The 17224-nt window shown below is 67.4% G+C and carries 9 protein-coding genes and 1 pseudogene; 5 read left to right on the forward strand and 5 right to left on the reverse strand.

Going from position 1 to position 17224, the window contains the following annotated elements; genetic code table 11:
- Positions 1-8: 8 nt before the first annotated feature.
- Positions 9-338 carry a hypothetical protein gene (locus C8250_RS34265; protein ID WP_138353665.1) on the reverse strand — a complete coding sequence of 110 codons (330 nt, stop codon included), beginning with the start codon at positions 336-338 and terminating at the stop codon, positions 9-11.
- Between the two features lie 836 nt (positions 339-1174).
- Complete coding sequence (locus tag C8250_RS34270) at positions 1175-1606, reverse strand: MarR family transcriptional regulator (RefSeq protein WP_138353666.1); 432 nt, start codon at positions 1604-1606, stop codon at positions 1175-1177.
- Positions 1607-1668: 62 nt separating this feature from the next.
- On the opposite strand from C8250_RS34270, the gene C8250_RS34275 reads away from it, so the two are divergent.
- Complete coding sequence (locus C8250_RS34275) at positions 1669-1998, forward strand: MBL fold metallo-hydrolase (protein ID WP_138353667.1); 330 nt, start codon at positions 1669-1671, stop codon at positions 1996-1998.
- A gap of 826 nt (positions 1999-2824) precedes the next feature.
- On the opposite strand, the gene C8250_RS34280 is transcribed toward C8250_RS34275, so the two are convergent.
- Entirely contained in the window at positions 2825-5476 is a 2652-nt protein-coding gene (locus C8250_RS34280; RefSeq protein ID WP_138353668.1) for a discoidin domain-containing protein, read from the reverse strand.
- Positions 5477-6280: 804 nt separating this feature from the next.
- Between C8250_RS34280 and C8250_RS34285 the strand changes: the two genes are divergently transcribed.
- The 4 genes from C8250_RS34285 (at position 6281) to C8250_RS34300 (ending at position 13509) form a co-directional block, all read left to right on the forward strand.
- Positions 6281-7423, forward strand: a complete 1143-nt coding sequence (locus C8250_RS34285) for a LacI family DNA-binding transcriptional regulator (protein WP_244809532.1) — start codon at positions 6281-6283, stop codon at positions 7421-7423.
- A 414-nt stretch (positions 7424-7837) separates the two neighbouring features.
- On the forward strand, positions 7838-11290 hold the full coding sequence (locus C8250_RS34290; RefSeq protein ID WP_138353669.1) for a discoidin domain-containing protein: 3453 nt from the start codon (positions 7838-7840) through the stop codon (positions 11288-11290).
- A 166-nt stretch (positions 11291-11456) separates the two neighbouring features.
- Positions 11457-12809 carry a DUF1996 domain-containing protein gene (locus C8250_RS34295; RefSeq protein ID WP_244809534.1) on the forward strand — a complete coding sequence of 451 codons (1353 nt, stop codon included), beginning with the start codon at positions 11457-11459 and terminating at the stop codon, positions 12807-12809.
- Positions 12810-12915: 106 nt separating this feature from the next.
- The gene (locus C8250_RS34300; RefSeq protein ID WP_138353671.1) at positions 12916-13509 is read left to right on the forward strand and encodes a putative collagen-binding domain-containing protein; all 594 of its coding nucleotides are present in this window, start codon (positions 12916-12918) and stop codon (positions 13507-13509) included.
- A 415-nt stretch (positions 13510-13924) separates the two neighbouring features.
- On the opposite strand, the gene C8250_RS34305 is transcribed toward C8250_RS34300, so the two are convergent.
- Positions 13925-16018: a beta-galactosidase gene (locus C8250_RS34305; protein WP_187145090.1), complete on the reverse strand. Its 2094-nt coding sequence runs from the start codon at positions 16016-16018 to the stop codon at positions 13925-13927.
- 110 nt (positions 16019-16128) lie between these two features.
- A pseudogene (locus C8250_RS34310) lies at positions 16129-16863 on the reverse strand (family 1 glycosylhydrolase).
- Positions 16864-17224 lie beyond the last annotated feature (361 nt).

Below are 17224 nucleotides of genomic sequence, written 5' to 3' on the forward strand. Positions count from 1 at the left end.
AAGGCTGGTCAACGGACCACTCCGTTGACGTTCTCGGGCGCGCTAAGTGGGTCGCACTGCGTGCGGAAATCGTGATCGAAGCGGGCGGCAATGACCACCAGAAGCACGGCCTGCACCAGGAACACCACCATGCTGACGGTCAGCCCGCCGCCGATGCCGGTCCCGAAACTGCCGCCCATCACGAGGGGCAGCACGATGACCACTGCGAAGCAGCAGCCGTTCCGGATCAGGAAACGCCGTCGTGACCGCGCCGCGGCCCGACGCAGCGGGCGCAGGGGCTCGGCGCTACCGACGGCCGACGGTCTCGCGCCGGGGGATGAGGGGTCGAACAAGCTCATGCGGTCTCCCAGACGGTGCGTTGCACTTGATCAATCGAGCTCAGGCGACGGCCCCTGGGCGCATGGGTCGCAAGCGGTCAGGGAGCCTCACCGCATCCGAACTGTGGCGGACAGGCGGGAAGCGAGCGAGCCAAATAGGGGTAACCATTAGGTCCGACACGTCAGCATGGGATCTGCAAGCAAGGCCGTCAAGGCGTCAGCCCGATCGAATCCCGACGCATCCCGACCGGACCTCGCACCAGCCCTACTGACCAGCCCGTTCGAAAACCGGACCCAAACGGTGGAGTCCGAGACCCGTACAGGGGAGGGGAGTTCGCCGAGCGCTGTGGCAGTTTGGGTGCCCGTGACGCCTGGAACGGCTTACTAGTCTGCAGCGCGCGTCCGCGCTCTGAAACGAGCGCGTGGACCACCTCGTCAGCGCCGCCCCCGAGCCCGTCAAGGCACCCTGAGACCGTCGCGCACCCGGGCGGAGACCAACGGAATCCGGATGCGCAGCGCACCGACACCACACCCCCGGCCCACCGGACCGGGAGAGCACCACTCGACGCCGGGAGGGGAACCACCATGAACACCGGAACCACCGAGCTGCGCCGGTCCTGACCCATACCCGCCGGCGCTCAAGAACGGGCAGAGCGCGCCCGAGAAGCTGGCAAGGGACCACCGCGAGCGGCGGCGACTGGCAGCTCGGCGACCGGTCCGTGTGCGGGACGTGCCGCGCCGATGACATCACCCAAGAGGAAGCCAGGGCCGCAACCTAATGGACCAGCTCCCCTACAGCCGGATCCGGACCTCCGACAGGCCAGCGGCTCCAGCGGCGCTTCCAGGCGGGGTGGGGTTCAGGACAGGCGTTCCAGGAGGTCGATCGCCGCGCGGAGTTGGTGCTGTTCGGCCGGGTTGAGACGGGACTCGATAGTGCTGGCGATCAGGCGTTCTCGGCGGGCGCGCTGGTCGAGTAGCGCGGTGCGGCCGGCCTCCGCGACAGTAACGAGCAGCTTGCGACCGTCGGTGGGGTGGGGCTGCTGGGTGACGAGTCCCGCCCGCGCCATCAGGGCGACGGTGCGGGCCATCGACTGGTGCCGGACACGCTGAAGTTCGGCGAGTTCGGCGACCGTGTAGGAGCGCTCGTCGCGCACCAGCAGCCCGAGGGCGGCGGCCTGGCTTTGCGGCAGTTCGTCGCCGTGGCGCAGGAAACGGACCAGGTTGCCGAGGGCGGCGCGCAGATCAGCGGCGAGTTCGAGGGTCTCGGGGTGAGGGGCGTTGCTAGGCATAGCCGGAGTCTGCCGACGATGTACCCAGCCAAACTGTACAGCCTTGCTGTATAGTCTCTGTTATGCGAATCACCAAGTTCGGACATGCCTGCGTACGCGTCGAGCACGGCGACACCACCGTCGTCGTCGATCCGGGGGCGTTCACCGCACCCTCCGCCATGGACGGAGCAGACGCCGTCCTGATCACCCACGAGCACATGGACCACTTCGAGGAGTCCCGGCTGCGCGCGACACTGGAGGCCCACCCCGCACTTCGCGTGTGGACCAACCAGGCCGTTGCCGCACAGTTGGAGGGAGTCGCGCAACGGGTCGCCGTGGTCGGCGAAGGCGACGCCTTCGAGGTCAAGGACTCACTACCCACATCCCGGCCAGTAGCGTTGCCGCGACGTTAGCCGACATAACGCTGCCGCAATCGCCTTCCCACCTGCTCGCTCCGGCAAGCACGTGCCCCCGTGCTTCTTCGCGGCTGCGCAATGCGAGGCGCGCAGGTTCAAGGAATCCCGGGGGCACACTGCGGGAACCCGCCCGCGAGTCGCCAACGTGGAGCCCCGCGCGCGGGTTGCGAATCAGCGCTGAGTCGATCGCTCGATTCCGACGACCTCCCGGGTAGTGCAGCGACCAACGGGCCTACCCGGCAACACGGCGGCAAACGCTGCTTTTCATCGCCACACTCGGCCGTCGGCTTGAGTGCGAACCGAACGGGGAATGCGCAGCCCCAGCACGGACCGGCCACAGGAAGCACTCACCGAGCCCACGCGGAATCCCAGGACGCCATCTGCTGCGTCAGCCGCCGCTTACCCTGACGCATGCGCGGAGTCGAGATGCATGTCTCTGGTGCCGTCGGAGGTCCCGGCCGGCGGACCGGAACCGGATCTCCAAAGCAAGCAGCTCGGCTCTCGACGAGCGTGGACGGCCGAGCCGGGGCGAGGTGATGAGTGATGGGCTTGATCCGTTTTGGCGGACATCCGAGACCAGGGGCTCTGCCTTGGGGGATGTCCATCATGGAGAGCATGGGGCGGCCGGGCCGTTATGCCATGCACAAGCAGGAGTTGCTGGCTGACTCGATGGTTCTGCTGGTGAGGTTTCCTCACCTGGTGAGTAATCGCCCGGCGCCCTCGGTGATGCGCCAGGTTTCGATTGCTGAGCGTGGGCTGCCGTCTCTCTTCGAGAGACGGCAGCCCACGCGGGGGAGCGGGATGTCGCAGCGGGAATCTGTGGTTACGGGAAGTTGGTGACGGTGGAGGGTGTGGTGCCGGTGCCGACGGTGGCCGCGCCTATGTCGTTGATGACGTGGTTGTATTCGCCGTTGCCACCCAGCGAGACTACGGACAGGTCGTGCATTTTCACGCCGGGGACGACGGGTACCTCGAAGCCGTGGTCCTGGCGGATGGTGGGATCGGTGGAGTAGTTGCAGTAGCTGCCCAGGCCCCATGCCTCGTGGGAGCTCACCGAGTTCTCCACCTTGTAGGCGGCGAAGCCGAGGGTGTTGCCGTTCTGGATGGCGGCCTGGTTGGGGGCGTCGTAGGCCTTCTCGTTCTGGAAGAAGATGGTCTTACCGTTGCTGCCGAACCAGTCGACGTCGTACTTCTTGAAGTGCTCGGCGAACAGGCCGTTGGCTTCGACGTCGTTGCCTTTGACGACCAGGCCGTAGGTGGCCGGGTTGGTATTCCAGCCCGCCCCGTCGCCGTGATCGGCGCGCCACAGCCAGGTGTGGTCGATCAGTGTGTTGTTGCTGTTGACTTCCATGGCGGTGCCGACAGAGGCCGGGCCTGCGCCGCCGATGCGGACGAACACGTCAGAGATGACGGTTGGGTCGGCGGAGTGGTCGGCCGTCGAGCCGGGGGTGCCGATCTGGATCATCTGCGGGGAGTTGACCGGTCCAGCGTCCAGTAGCAGGCCGGCTACGCGTACGCCGTTCACGTCCGCGACCTTGATCGGGACGACCCCGTTGTCGGGAACGATGGTTGCCTCGCCGAGGCCGAGGACCACGGTGTTCGGGCGGGTGATGTTGATGCTCTGGTCGACGTGGTAGATGCCTGGGGTGAACAGCAGGTTCAGACCCTGGGAGAGCGCTTGGTTGATGTTCGCGGCGGTGGAACCGGCCTTGACCACGTAGAACTGGTTCAGCGGCAGGGACGTACCGGGGGTGTGGCCGTTAGCCCAGGAGACGCCACGGGCCTCGGTGCGCTTGGACGGCACGAACACCTGGTAGTTGCCGCTGGGGTCGAGGTAAAGGTAGGGCTTTTCGACGGAGATCGGGGTGGTGTCCAGCGTGGTGTACGTCGGGTTCGGGAAACCCTGCGCGGGGGCGCCCTGCACGCCGGAGAACACCTGGTTCCAGACGCCGTTGCTCCAACCGCCGATGGAGCTGTCCCGGGTGTAGAACTGTTGCTGCGCGTAGTTGCCGACGGTCCCGGAGATCTTGCTGTCGGCGATGAAGCCGCCGCTGGCCCAGCCGTAGCTGGCCGAGTCCAGGTTCAGGCCACCGCGGACGTCCATCCTGCGGAACGGTGCGGCCTGGGCGACGGCCCAGCGGTCGGTGCCGCTGACCGGGTTGAGCTGCATGTTCTCGGCCGAACGCCAGAAGTTGAGCGTGGCGTTGCCGTTGGCCCAGCCGGCGTCGACGGTCACGTCGCCGTTGATGTTGACGGCGTCCGGGTCTTGGCCCAGGCCCGAGATCGAGGTGTAGAAGCCGATTTGCGCGTTGAGGTTGTTGTAAGTGCCCGGCTTCAGCAGGATTTGGTAGCGGCCGGGACCGAATTGTGCGGTCTCCTGCTGCTTGAACAGCGCGTCCAGCTTGCCCTGGAGGTCCGGTGTGGAAGGGTCGTAGACCAGGACGTTGGGGCCCAGGTCGCCGCCTCCGGTGACTGGCGGCCCGCTCGGGGTGCTGGTCGGCGTGGGTGTCGGGGTGCTGGTGGGCGTGCTGCCGGTGCCGGTGTGCACCGCCAGCTCCCACAGGGAGTAGCCGTAGCCGGTGGCGCGGGTGATTCCGTTCATTCGCACGTAGCGGCCGCTACCGTTGATGTTGAGGGTTTCGTTGCCGCCCGTGCCCGTGGTGGTGGAGTACGCGGTGGTCCAGGTCTTGCCGTCGTTGGACGTCTGGATCTGGTAGGCCTTGCCGTAGGCGCTCTCCCAATTCAGCACGACCTGGCAGAGCGGCTGAGAGGAACCCAAGTCGACCTGCAGCCACTGAGAGTCGGTGTTCGCCGAGGACCATCGGGTACCCAGGTTGCCGTCGACCGCGTTGGCGGCCGCAGTGCCGTAGTTCTCCTCGCTGGATGCGGTAACCGGCTTACCTTGCGCGGCGTCGGCTGTCCCGCAGTCCGTTGTCGGTGGGGTGGTCGTGGGCGGCATGGTGGTGGGCGGAGTGGTGGGTCCACCCAGCGAGCCGAAAACCTGGAACTCCCACAGGGAGTAGCCGTAGCCGGTGGCGCGGGTGATTCCGTTCATGCGCACGTAGCGGCCGCTACCGTTGATGTTGAGGGTTTCGTTGCCGCCCGTGCCCGTGGTGGTGGAGTACGCGGTGGTCCAAGTGTTGCCGTCGTTGGACGTCTGGATCTGGTAGGCCTTGCCGTAGGCGCTCTCCCAGTTGAGCTGCACCTTGCTGATGGTGGCGACGGTGCCGAGGTCGACCTGCAGCCACTGGGCGTCGGTGTTTGCCGAGGACCAGCGGGTGCCGAGGTCGCCGTCCACCGCGTCAGCGGCCGGGGTTCCGTAGTTCTCCTGACTGGAGGCGGTAGTCGTCTTGTCTTGCGAGAGCAGGCTGTCGGCGGCGTGCGCACTGGTCAGGGGCAGCAGGACTGCGGCACTTGCGATGGTTACCGCAGCTGCCAGTAGGGCCGGCAGGCGGAGACCGCCACCAGGTCTCATGCGCGGGGGGGTGGGCCTCACAGGGAATTGGCTCCTACGGTTGGGGTGGGGAAGAAGTGAGAGACATTGAGATCAGGGACGGGAGAGCGCTCTCCCGGGGAGTCTTGAGGGAACTGGCAAGGCATGTCAATGCCCGTGCCGCACTCTGTTGTGCGACCTCAGCCGCTCCCCAGTCCCCTTGGCCCTGGTTGGCGGGGCTGGCGGGAGAATGACGAGAAGAGGTTTCGAGGCAAGCGCGCTTGCCAGATCAGCTTCGAAGTGAGCACCCCTTCGCACGCCGTCCGCATCGATCTTCGGCGTTCTGGGCGGCAGCGGGGGCTCGGGTGCCGCCATCCCCGTGGGCACCTGGCCCGCATGGTGGGGCGCCCTGATCCAGCTCGTCGGCAGCTCCCTGGTTGCACCGGGGCCGGTAAGGCGGCCGGCCGCGCTGTTGTTCAGCGGCCCGATGGGCTACGTGTACTTCAACGTCCGCCAGGCACGCCACGAAGGCCTGCTCCGCCGCAGAACGACGGCGAATCACCTGTCATGTTCTGCTGATCTTTCGTTCTCATCGCCGGAGCCCCGCCGGGACTTGCGCTCTGGACACGCTTCTACGACGTCGGGGGAGTACTCCCACCCCATCCGCAGAGCCCGCCCGCGGCCGATACCCGGCCTGAGCAGCTCCATCGTGGTTCGGCCGTGCGAGCTGGATCTTGAACCGCTGGGTCGGCGCTTCTTCGCAGACCCCGCGGCACGGCGCGTCCGTCAAGGCAGCGAAGCGCCGCAAAACGGCGTGGCAAACCACTGCGAGGTTGCCGAAATCATGTGAACCAGATGGATGTGGCTCGGCGAATACCGCGCTGCTCACCCCGGAAGAGCGCTTTCCTCCTCTGCTATAACAAGACGGTGGAAACGCCGCGACAGACCCCGATTGTTGGGACCGGAACCGTTCCGACCTTGGAAGACGTTGCCCGGCTGGCGGGTGTGTCCAGGGCGACGGTCTCGCGGGTGGTGAACCGCACCAGGAGTGTGGATCCGGCCATCGCGGAGGCGGTACGGCTGGTGGTGGCGCAGGTGGGCTACGTGCCGAACGGTGCGGCCCGGTCGCTGATCACCCGGCGCAGGGGGTCGGTGGCGCTGGTGGTTTCGGGTGCGGGGGAGGGAATCGAGGAGGAGTTCCGCAACCAGGCATTCAACGACCCCTTCTTCAGCCGGGTGATTACCGGGCTGATGGGGTTCCTGCGGCCGCTGGGGATGCACTTGGTGCTGATGCTGGCGGAGACCGCCGAGGCCCGGGGGCAGGTTGTGTCCTTCCTGCGGCAGGGAAACGCTGATGGTGCAGTGGTGGTCTCCACCCATGCGGACGATCCGTTGCCCGCGCTGCTGGTCGCCGCTAATGTGCCCGCGGTGCTGTTCGCCCGGCCCACCCGGCCGGTACCGGTGGGGTTCGTGGATCTGGCGCACGCCGAGGGGGCGCGCCTGGCGGCAGAACGCCTGGCCGCCAACGGCTGCCGCCGGGTCGTGATGATCTCCGGGCCGCTCGACATCCGTGCAGCCCGGGAACGCCGGGACGGATTCCTGGAGGCGATGGCACGCATGGGGGAGCCATGGGTGCCCCATGCGGAGGGAAACTTCACCCAGGCCAGCGGGGAAGCGTCGATGCTGCGGCTGCTGGCGGAGCGCCCGGATCTGGACGGGGTGTTCGCCGCCAACGATCTGATGGCGCACGGCGCGCTGCACATCCTGCGCGAGCACGGGCGCCGGGTCCCGGAAGACGTCAGTGTGATCGGGTTCGACGACAGCAGGGTGGCGACGGAGTGCAGGCCGGCCCTGACGACGGTGCGCCAGCCGGTCGAGGAGATGGCCGCGGAGATGGCACGGATACTGCTGGAGCGCATTGAGGGCACGGTAATTGGGCCCCGCTCGGCGGTGTTCGACCCGGTACTGGTGGTACGGCAGTCGGGGTAGTGGGGCACGCGCTCGTTTGGCACTGGAGGGGACGTCTGCCCGGGGTCAGGCCAGGCAGACGTCCCGGCTGTCGTGTGGGGCCCCGTGCGGAGCGGGCATACGCCGCGATGCAACACCGTAGCGGCCACTCACCACCGTGTGAGAGCGCTCTCCCACTCAGTCAAGGTTCCGCATGCGCGGCTGGGGCGTCAAGGGTGTGAGCATGTCAGAACTCATCCCGACGACGTATTTGCGCCTTTTGCCCGGTGTGTCGATGTCCACTCAGTTCCGGAACCAGGCCTTCTGGGAAAACTCTTGACGTCTTCGAAACAAAGGCGCAACCATCGCGTGGGTTGGAGAGCGCTCTCCGGGTGAGCGTTCCCAAAGCACTCCCACCCCTCCACACCCCCGCACCCACCCCGTCAGGAGTCCCGCATGGGAGCCCCGCCCCGAGCGCTGTTGCGGCCGTCGGCCCCGGTACGCAACGTATTGCTGGCCGTTGTGGCCTTGTCGTTGTTCTTTTACGCGTTGGCCGCCGGGCCGGTGACCGCGCACGCCGACGACACTCTGCTCTCGCAGGGGAAGACCGTTACGGCATCCTCGGTCGAGGGCGCCGGTACGCCCGCCAGCGCCGCAGTCGATGGTGACGGAACGACCCGCTGGGCCAGCGCCTGGGCTGACCCGCAGTGGCTGCAGGTCGACCTCGGCGCCAGCTACAACGTCGCCAAGGTCGTGCTGCAGTGGGAGAACGCCGCCAAGGCATACCGGATCCAGGTCTCCGCTGACGGGACCAACTGGACGGACGCCTACACCACCACCACCGGCGCGGGCGGCACCGAGACGCTGAACGTCAGCGGCACCGGCCGCTACGTCCGGATGTACGGGACGGTCCGCTCCAACGACTACGGCTACGCGCTGTGGGAGTTCAAGGTCTACGGTGCCTCGGGGTCAACCTCCCCGCCCACCCCTGGCGTCGGGCTCCTCTCGCAGGGCAGGACGGTCAGCGCTTCCTCGGTCGAGGGCGCGGGCACCCCCGCGACTGGTGCAGTCGATGGTGACGGAACGACCCGCTGGGCCAGCGCCTGGGCTGACCCGCAGTGGCTGCAGGTCGACCTCGGAGCCTCGTCGAACATCAGCAAAATCGTGTTGAACTGGGAGAACGCCGCCAAGGCGTACAAGATTCAGGTCTCTGACGACGCCACCAACTGGGCCGACGTCTACAGCACCAGCACCGGAGTAGGAGGCACGGAGACACTCAACGTCACCGGCACCGGCCGCTACGTGCGGATGTACGGGACGGCCCGCTCCAACGGCTACGGCTACGCGCTGTGGGAGTTCCAGGTTTACGGCACCTCGGGCACGACCTCCACTCCGACGCCCACACCGACCCCGACTGAGACGCCCACGCCGACCACCCCGCCCGGTAACTGGAACACCGTGTGGAGCGACAACTTCGCCGGCGGGTCCGGCAGTGCCCCGTCGGCCGGTAACTGGATCACCGACACCGGGACCACCGCCTACGCCGGCGGTCCGGCCAAGTACGGCACCGGCGAGGTCGAGACCAACACCAACGCAGCCGCCAACGTCTCCCTGGACGGCGGCAACCACCTCAATCTGACCGCGGTCAGGGACGGCAGCGGCAACTGGACCTCCGGCCGGGTCGAGACCCAGCGCAGCGACTTCGCGGCGCCCGCCGGTGGGCAACTGCTGATCCAGGCCTCCATCAAACAGCCCAACCCGGTCAACGGACTCGGCTATTGGCCGGCCTTCAAGGCCGTCGGCTCCCAGTACCGGGGCGCACCCACCACCTGGCCGGCCATGGGCGAGGCGGACATCCTCGAAGACGTCAACGGCCGCAGCCAGCTTTCGGCGACCCTGCACTGCGGCACCGCTCCGAACGGCAACTGCCAGGAGTACAACGGCATGACCAGCGGTCTCGCCAGCTGCACCGGCTGCCAGGCCGGCTATCACACCTACTCCGAGGTGATCGACCGCACCGCCTCCGACGAACAGATCCGCTTCTACCTCGACGGCCGCCAGGTGTGGCAGGTCAACGAGTCCCAGGTCGGCATCGCCACCTGGGAAGCAGCTGTGCGCCACGGCTTCTACCTGCAGGCCAACCTGTCCATCGGCGGCTCCTACCCCAACGCCGTCTGCGGCTGCACCTCCCCGTCGGCCGCGACCAGCTCCGGTGGCACGCTGAGCATCGGCGCCGTCACCGTGGCGCAGATCACCGGCAGCAGCCCGGCCCCGCTCACCGACCCGCCCGTGCCGACCACGCCCAGCGTGGTCAAGGTCGCCGGCAGCCAGGGCAACTGGCAGCTGACCGTCAACGGCTCGCCGTGGCAGGTCAAGGGCGTCACCTGGGGGCCGTCCGCGGACACCGCGAACGCGTATATCCGTGACCTCAAATCGATGGGCGTCAATACCCTGCGCACCTGGGGAACCGACGCGAGCAGTAAGCCGCTGCTGGACAACGCCGCAGCCAACGGGCTGAAAGTGGTCAACGGCTTCTGGCTGAACCAGGGCGCCGATTACGTCAACGACGCCGCCTACAAGACCAACACGCTGAACACCATCGTCCAGTGGGTCAACACCTACAAGAGCCACCCCGGTGTGCTGATGTGGGACGTCGGCAACGAGGTCATCCTGACCACCCAGGACCACTACACCGGTGCGGCAGTCGAACAGCAGCGGATCGCCTACGCCCAGTACGTGGAGCAGGTCGTCCAGGCGATCCACGCCGCCGACCCCAACCACCCGGTGACCTCCACCGATGCTTACACCGGCGCCTGGCCCTACTACAAGCAGTACACCCCGTCCCTGGACCTGATGGCCGTGAACTCCTACGGCGCCATCGGCACGGTCAAGGCCGCCTGGGCCAACGGCGGCTACACCAAGCCCTACATCGTCACCGAAGCCGGCGACGCGGGCGAGTGGGAGGTGCCCAACGACGCCAACGGGGTTCCCACCCAGCCGACCGACCAGCAGATGCGCGACGGCTACACCACATCCTGGAACGCCATCTCCGGCCACACCGGGGTCTCGCTGGGCGGCACCATGTTCAGCTACGGCACCGAGAACGACTTCGGCGGGATCTGGTTCAACCTGGTTCCCGAGCGCTGGAAACGCCTCGCCTACTACTCGGTGGCCAAGAACTACGGCGGCGCCCCGCAGGCGAACACACCGCCGGTAATCAGCAGCATGACCCTGAGCAACACCACCACCGTCCCGGCCGGCGGCACCTTCAACGTCGCCACCAGCACCACCGACCCCAACGGCGACCTGATCCGCTACAACCTCATGTACTCCACCAAGTACGTCAACGGCACCGGCGGGCTCCAGCAGGTCAACTTCAACCAGACCGGCGACGGGCAGTTCACCGTCACCGCGCCGAAGAGCCTGGGCGTCTGGAAGGTATACGTATACGCCTACGACGGCCACGGCAACGTAGGGGTGGAAACCCGCTCGTTCCGGGTGGTCGCCCCGGCCGTGAACGGCACCAACGTAGCCAAGGGAAAGACCACCACAGCCTCGTCCTTCCAGACCACCAACGGCAACTTCACCCCCGGTCAGAGCACGGACGGTGACTGGAGCACCCGTTGGGCCAGCAACTGGGACGACGCGGAGTGGCTGCAGGTCGACCTCGGCCAGAGCACGGCAATCAAACACTTCCAGCTCGGCTGGGAAGCCGGGTACGGCAAGGCGTACCAGGTCCAGGTCTCCAATGACGGCACCAACTGGACCAACGTCTACTCGACCACCACCGGATCCGGAGGCATCGACGACTTCGACGTCGCCGCGACAGGCCGCTACGTGCGGCTGAACCTCACCCAGCGTGGCACCGCATACGGCTACTCGCTGTACGAGTTCGGCGTCTACAGCTGAGTCAGGTGAGAAGACGACCGTCCGGGGCCCGAACCGCGCAGGCAGCGAAGGCCCCGGACGGCGCACACCCCCACTCACCCCCTTTGGATTGGTAGGTCTCATGAGGCCCCGCCCCCTTCTCGCCGGACGGTGGACCCAGCGTCCCCGCCGCCTCAGGCGCACCGCCTTGTCCGTCACCCTCGCGGTGCTGTTCTCCCTGCTGTCGATGCTCGGCATCGGTGGCGCACTCAGCACTGCCAGTGCCGCCGGGACGCTGATCTCACAGTCCCGCCCGGCGACCGCCTCCTCCATCGAGAGCGCCCAGACCCCCGCCGGTGCGGTCGTCGACGGTGACTCGACCACGCGTTGGGCCAGCGCGTGGAGCGACCCGCAGTGGATCCAGATCGACCTGGGCGCCGGCGCCACGGTCAACCAGGTCGAGCTGGACTGGGAGACCGCGTACGCCAAGAGTTACCAGATCCAGACCTCCGACGACGCCGCAGCCTGGACCACGATCTACTCCACCACGACCAGCACCGGAGGCAACCAAGTCCTCAACGTGACCGGAGCCGGGCGCTACATCCGGATGCTGGGTACGGCCCGCGGTACCCAGTACGGCTACTCCCTGTACGAGTTCAAGGTCTACGGCAGCGCCGTCGCGCCCACCACGGGATACGTTCTGGCACAACCGCAGATCACCGGTGTGACCCCGTCCACCTACAACCCGCCCCACGCCTACTTCCACGAGTTCCAGGCGCAGTGCAGCTCCAACCACGTGCTGCCTGACGACCCGATCGTGTACCCCGGCCAGGCCGGTGCCTCACACCTGCACACCTTCCTCGGGAACACCACCACCAACGCCAACACCACGGACGCCTCCCTGGCAGCAGGCACCACCACCTGCAACGCGCCCGGTGACAAGTCCGGCTACTGGATGCCCACCGTCCTCAACGGCGCCCAGCAGATCCTGCCCGTCGGCACCCAGACGATCTACTACAAGACCGGCATCAACGACTACACCAGCGTCCGTCCCTTCCCCACCGGACTGCGCTTCCTGGTCGGCAGCCCCAAGGCCACCGCAACCCAGTTCGCCACCGACCCCGGCTACGTCGCCGGATGGGAGTGCGGCAACACCTACAACAGCATCGACATCCCCGTGACCTGTGACGCGGGCAGCAATCTGGAGATCCGGATGCAGGCTCCCAGCTGCTGGAACGGCCTCTACCTGGACACCCCCGACCACAAGAGCCACATGGCCTACCCGGTCAACGGCGTCTGCCCCACCGACCACCCCGTCGCCCTGCCGATGATCGAGTTCAAAATGGCGTTCCCGGTCAGCGGCGACATGTCCCAGGTCCACCTGTCCAGTGGACGGGGCTTCTCCTTCCACTACGACTTCTTCAACGCCTGGGACACCAGGACGCTCGCCGCGATGATCACCCACTGCATCGTCGGCGGACTCCAGTGCGACGACCACGGCTACGACCAGGCCTTCCCGCAGAAGGGCGCCGTCCTCAACGCCCAGTACCAACTGCCCTGATCGGAAACCTGGCACAGCATCATCACCGGGCTTCCGTCCCACCCGCGCACAGCGGGTGGGACGGAAGCCCCACCCTGTACCTAGCGACCAACGGGCTGGAGCCGGCATGCAGAAGCACCCCCACCCCGCCTACCGCCTCGTACTGCCGACCGCAGCGGTACTCCTCGCACTCAGCGCAAGTGGCTGCGCCGCCCAGGGCTCCACCGCGACTCCCGCCGCCGCACCCAGCACGGCGAACGCGAAGGTGAAAGCCGCCAGCGGCATCCCGAGCTGGAACGGTCCTTCGGACGCGGCCCACCTGATCTGCACCGTCGACGCCAAGGAGGAAATCTCCGGCGCGCTCGGCCTGACACTGACCCAGCCACTCGCACCGACCTGGACGGACCGACTCTACGCCTGCGCATACCACTACCCGAATGGCACACTGCAGCTCTCTGTCAAGGACCTCCCCGACGCCGCGGCCACGACCGCCTGGTTCCAAGCGCGGCGCGGCACGGCACGGTCCACCACGCCCCTGATCGGCATGGGTGACGCGGCGTTCCAAGAGCCCGACGGGACGGTAATCGTCCGCAAGGACACCACCGTTCTGGTCGTCGATGTCAGCGCCCTGCCGTCGCGCGTCGGTGTGCCGCCCCGGGAGCGTGCGGTAGCTGCCCGCACGGTGGCCACCACGATCCTGATCTGCTGGAAGGAAGCCTGATCCCGGCGCCGGCATCCGCCGTTCCTCAAGAACCCCTGTTGCATGAACACCGTCCGCGGCCCCGACTGGCTGCACAAAGCCTCATCGAGACCGTCAGTTCGACCGACGCCGCGCCCCCTGCGGCCAAACGCTGAGCGTCACGTCCTGCGCGTGCCCCGTCAACGACAACCAGAGACTGAGGCGCCCCGAACGTCCAGACAGCGGTCCCACTACGGTGGAGCGCCCCTGCGCGCTCAGCACCCCCGCACACAGTGTTGTGGCCAAACACCGCCGCACCGGCCCACCGCTCACCTGGAGGGTGTCCGGACGACTTGCAGCCGTAGGATCGGCTGCCCTAAAGGAACGACGAAGTCACAAGTCCACCGCCGCCCGGCCCACAGGACACCGGACGGCTCGCGCCGCACGCCGGTCTCTTTCAGTGCGTCAGCGTACGGGTCTCCCCGTTCACCCGGGCGAAGTCGCACGCGCCGGCCGCGTCGACCGTGATGCCGTCCAGTGAGACAGACGGTGCCACCGCGGAGTCCAGGAACGGGTTCAGGCCGATGACCAGGAAGTCGTCCAACTCTCCCGCCGCGATCCGGATGACCGCCGCGCCACCCCTGGCGGCGTCGATGCGCACGGTGGCGGTGCGGCCCGCGCCGAGCGGCAAATCGACGGTGACCGGGCCCTCGTTGTCGCTCTGGACCAACACGGTCAGGTGACCGGTGTCCGGGCTGACGGTGCGCCAGTAGGCGTCCGCGCTGCCGGTACTGATTACGGGGAAGCCGACGGCCTGCGGGCGCTGCGGGGTCTTCGCCGCCAGCGCGTCGATGAGCAGCGTGCAGGGGCGCAGCAATTCATCCAACAGCGGTCCCTGACCGTGTAGTTCGAGTGTTTGACCGTCCGCCAGGTGATCCGCGAGCAGTTGCTGAACCCGGCGGTGCATAAACGGACCGCCGTGCAGCACCAGATGCGGATGCGCGGCCAGGGTTTCCCGGTTCGCACTCTCCAGGTCGACGATCCGGTAATCCCTTCCAGCGGCGCGCATCGCATCGTGGAAGGCCCGCAGCGGACGACCGCAAGCAGCGCCGGCGTCGTTCGCGCTGTGATTCGTTTCGGGGGACCATGCTGCGACCGCCGCGTACGGGGCGTAGAGCGCCCAACTGGCCCCGGTGACCTGCTCGGCAGCCAGGAACTCGGCACCGTGGGCGTCGAAATAGTCGACCAGCATCCGAACGGTGGCGGCCTTCTGGGTGGGTCGGCCCTGGGCATCAATCGGCGGACAGTCCGGATACGGCGGGGTGTGCATCACGTCCAGGTCCTCGCCCCAGTCCGAGGTTGCTATGCCGGTGTAGACGTTGATGCCGGTCGCCCCCGCCGCCAGGGCAAGCAGACTCTGGTGAAAGCTGGTCGCCCCGGCCGCGTAGGCGCGGTCGTAGAGCTCGGAAAACCCCCAGTTCTCCTCCAAATTGGGTCCGGCCGCGCGCTTCGCGGCGATCACGTAACGAGCGTGCGCGGTGTGGTCGGTCGACACCACGCCCATCCAATTGGTGAACCCGTAGCCGATGCCGTTCCAGGTCTCCGGACGGACCCGGGTCAGCCAGTCATCAAAGGAGTGGTGGTGCTCGGCTGGAGGATTGAGGTTGACCAGCACCGGCACGGTGGGAGACAGAGCCTCGGTCCAACTGTAGTAGGCCTCGGAAAGCAGTTCGGAATGGTAGCGGCCCCAGTCGGCGAGGGCCAGCTGCTCGGCGGGAGTGCCGGGGTCGCCGGGGCTACGCGGCTTACGTGGCGGCTCGATCGCGGTCCAGTCCTGATGCCGGGTGCCGTGGATCTCGTTGTACGCGTCCAGCGTTGCGTAGTGCTGGGCCAGGCCGCTGTGGAAGAACGCCAGGCCGGGCGCGCTGTAGTCGTAGGACCAGAGCGGCTGCGCCCCGTCGGTGAACAGGCCCTCATTGGCGATTTGGACCAGTACCACCGGTCCGTCCGGGGCGGTGGTGGCCCGCAGTACCTCCTTGTCGACGGCGCTCATCCACTCGCCGACCCGGGCCGCGAAGTGCGCGCCGAGCGGGGCTGGCAGCGGCCAGCGCTCCATCGCACCGTCCGCACCGCGTCGCGAACCGTTCCAGCAGACCCTCTCGCCGTCGGCATCGAGGGTGGCCTCGACCCGCGGGTTGGTCAGCGGGCAGATCCAGTCCGGCAGACCTCCGTAGTTGGTCTCGGCGTGGATGAACGGGCCGGGCTTGGCGATCACGCTGAGCCCCAGTTCCGCGCAGATCCTCAGGAAGCCGAGCAGGTCGCGGTCGGGGCGGGTGGCGCCGGTGAAGTCCGGCGGCGAGTCGGCGTCCGGCTGGTGGTGCCGCCAGGGGATGTAACTGCTGATCACGCGGATGCCGGTTTCGTCGCGCAAGGTGCGCAACCGCTTTCGCCACACCGACGCGTGGTCCCGGTAGTACGGGTAGTCGGCAGTGGCGAGCAGGCCGGGAACGCCGTCGGTGTGCAATATGCCGTCACGGAGCTCGATGCGCACAGAAATTCCTCTCGGGGGTGACACATGGGAAGTACACGTAGAACGCGGTGGCCCTGCGGGGCCCCTGCGGGCGGTGCGGGGCATGGCGGCGGTAGGAGCGGAGCGGGCGGTCAGCCCTTGCGGTTGCCCGAGATGGCGTCGCTGAACCAGCGACCGCTCTGTTTGACGATGCTCACCTGGGTCCCGTAGTCGACGTGGACGATGCCGAAGCGCTTGCCATAGCCGTAGCCCCACTCGAAGTTGTCCAGCAGTGAGCAGGCGAAGTAGCCCCGGACGTCGGCTGCGTCGGCACGGGCGTCGGCGACGGCGTCCAGGTACTCGCGGAAGTACGCGGCGCGGTCTGCGTCATGGACCAGTCCGTCCTGGTCGGGTGCGGCGTCGTCGAACGCCGCACCGTTCTCGGTGACGTAGAGCGGGACGGCCGGGTACTCGCGGCCGAGCCGCACACAGGGTGGCCCAAGGCAGCGCACCGCGTCCCAGCAGTCGGTCCACCAGGCGATCGTAGAAGTCCAGGCCACGCCGGTTCGCCGGGCCCCGGCCGCCGGGCTGGATTCGGGGCCAGGACAGCGAGAAGCGGTAGGAGCGACGCCGAGCCCGGCGACTAGGTCCACGTCCTCGTGCATCCGGTGGTAATGGGCGCAGGCGATGTCGCCGTTGTGGCCGCCCAGGACGGCTCCCGGGACGCGGCTGAAGGTGTCCCAGATGTAGGCCATCCGGCCGTCCTCGAACGCCGCGCCTCCGATCTGGTAGGGCGAGGTGACGACGCCCCAGAGGAAGTCGGTGGGAAAGCGGGAGTCGATGCGCGCCGACTCGGGCACCGACACTCGGTCGAGACGGGTCGTCATGGTTCTCCAGTCGGAGGAGCGGCAGGACAGTCGGCGAGATGCTGTAGGGGCGCCGCGATGCGAAACGCCAGTGGGAGAGCGCTCTCCTGATGGGAGTCTCGCGCCATTTCTCCGTGAGCGTCAAGACCAACTGGCAGGTTCGCCGCGCCACGAGAGGTGGAGACCGGAGCATCCCCGCAAGTGCGTTGACGTCGAGTCTTGACAGCAAAACGGACCGAGGGCGGGGGTTCCGGGGGGGAGAGCGCTCTCCTGTGTTAATTGTTTGTTGCCGAAACGTGATTGACGTGACGGAGATTACCCTGCTTGACTCCGCCTCGGAACCGGTTGCGGAACCGGTTGCGGAACCCGTCTTCGAACTGAG

Origin of the sequence: Streptomyces sp. So13.3 (assembly GCF_005860785.2) — a bacterium.
Taxonomy (GTDB): Bacteria; Actinomycetota; Actinomycetes; order Streptomycetales; family Streptomycetaceae; genus Actinacidiphila; species Actinacidiphila fildesensis.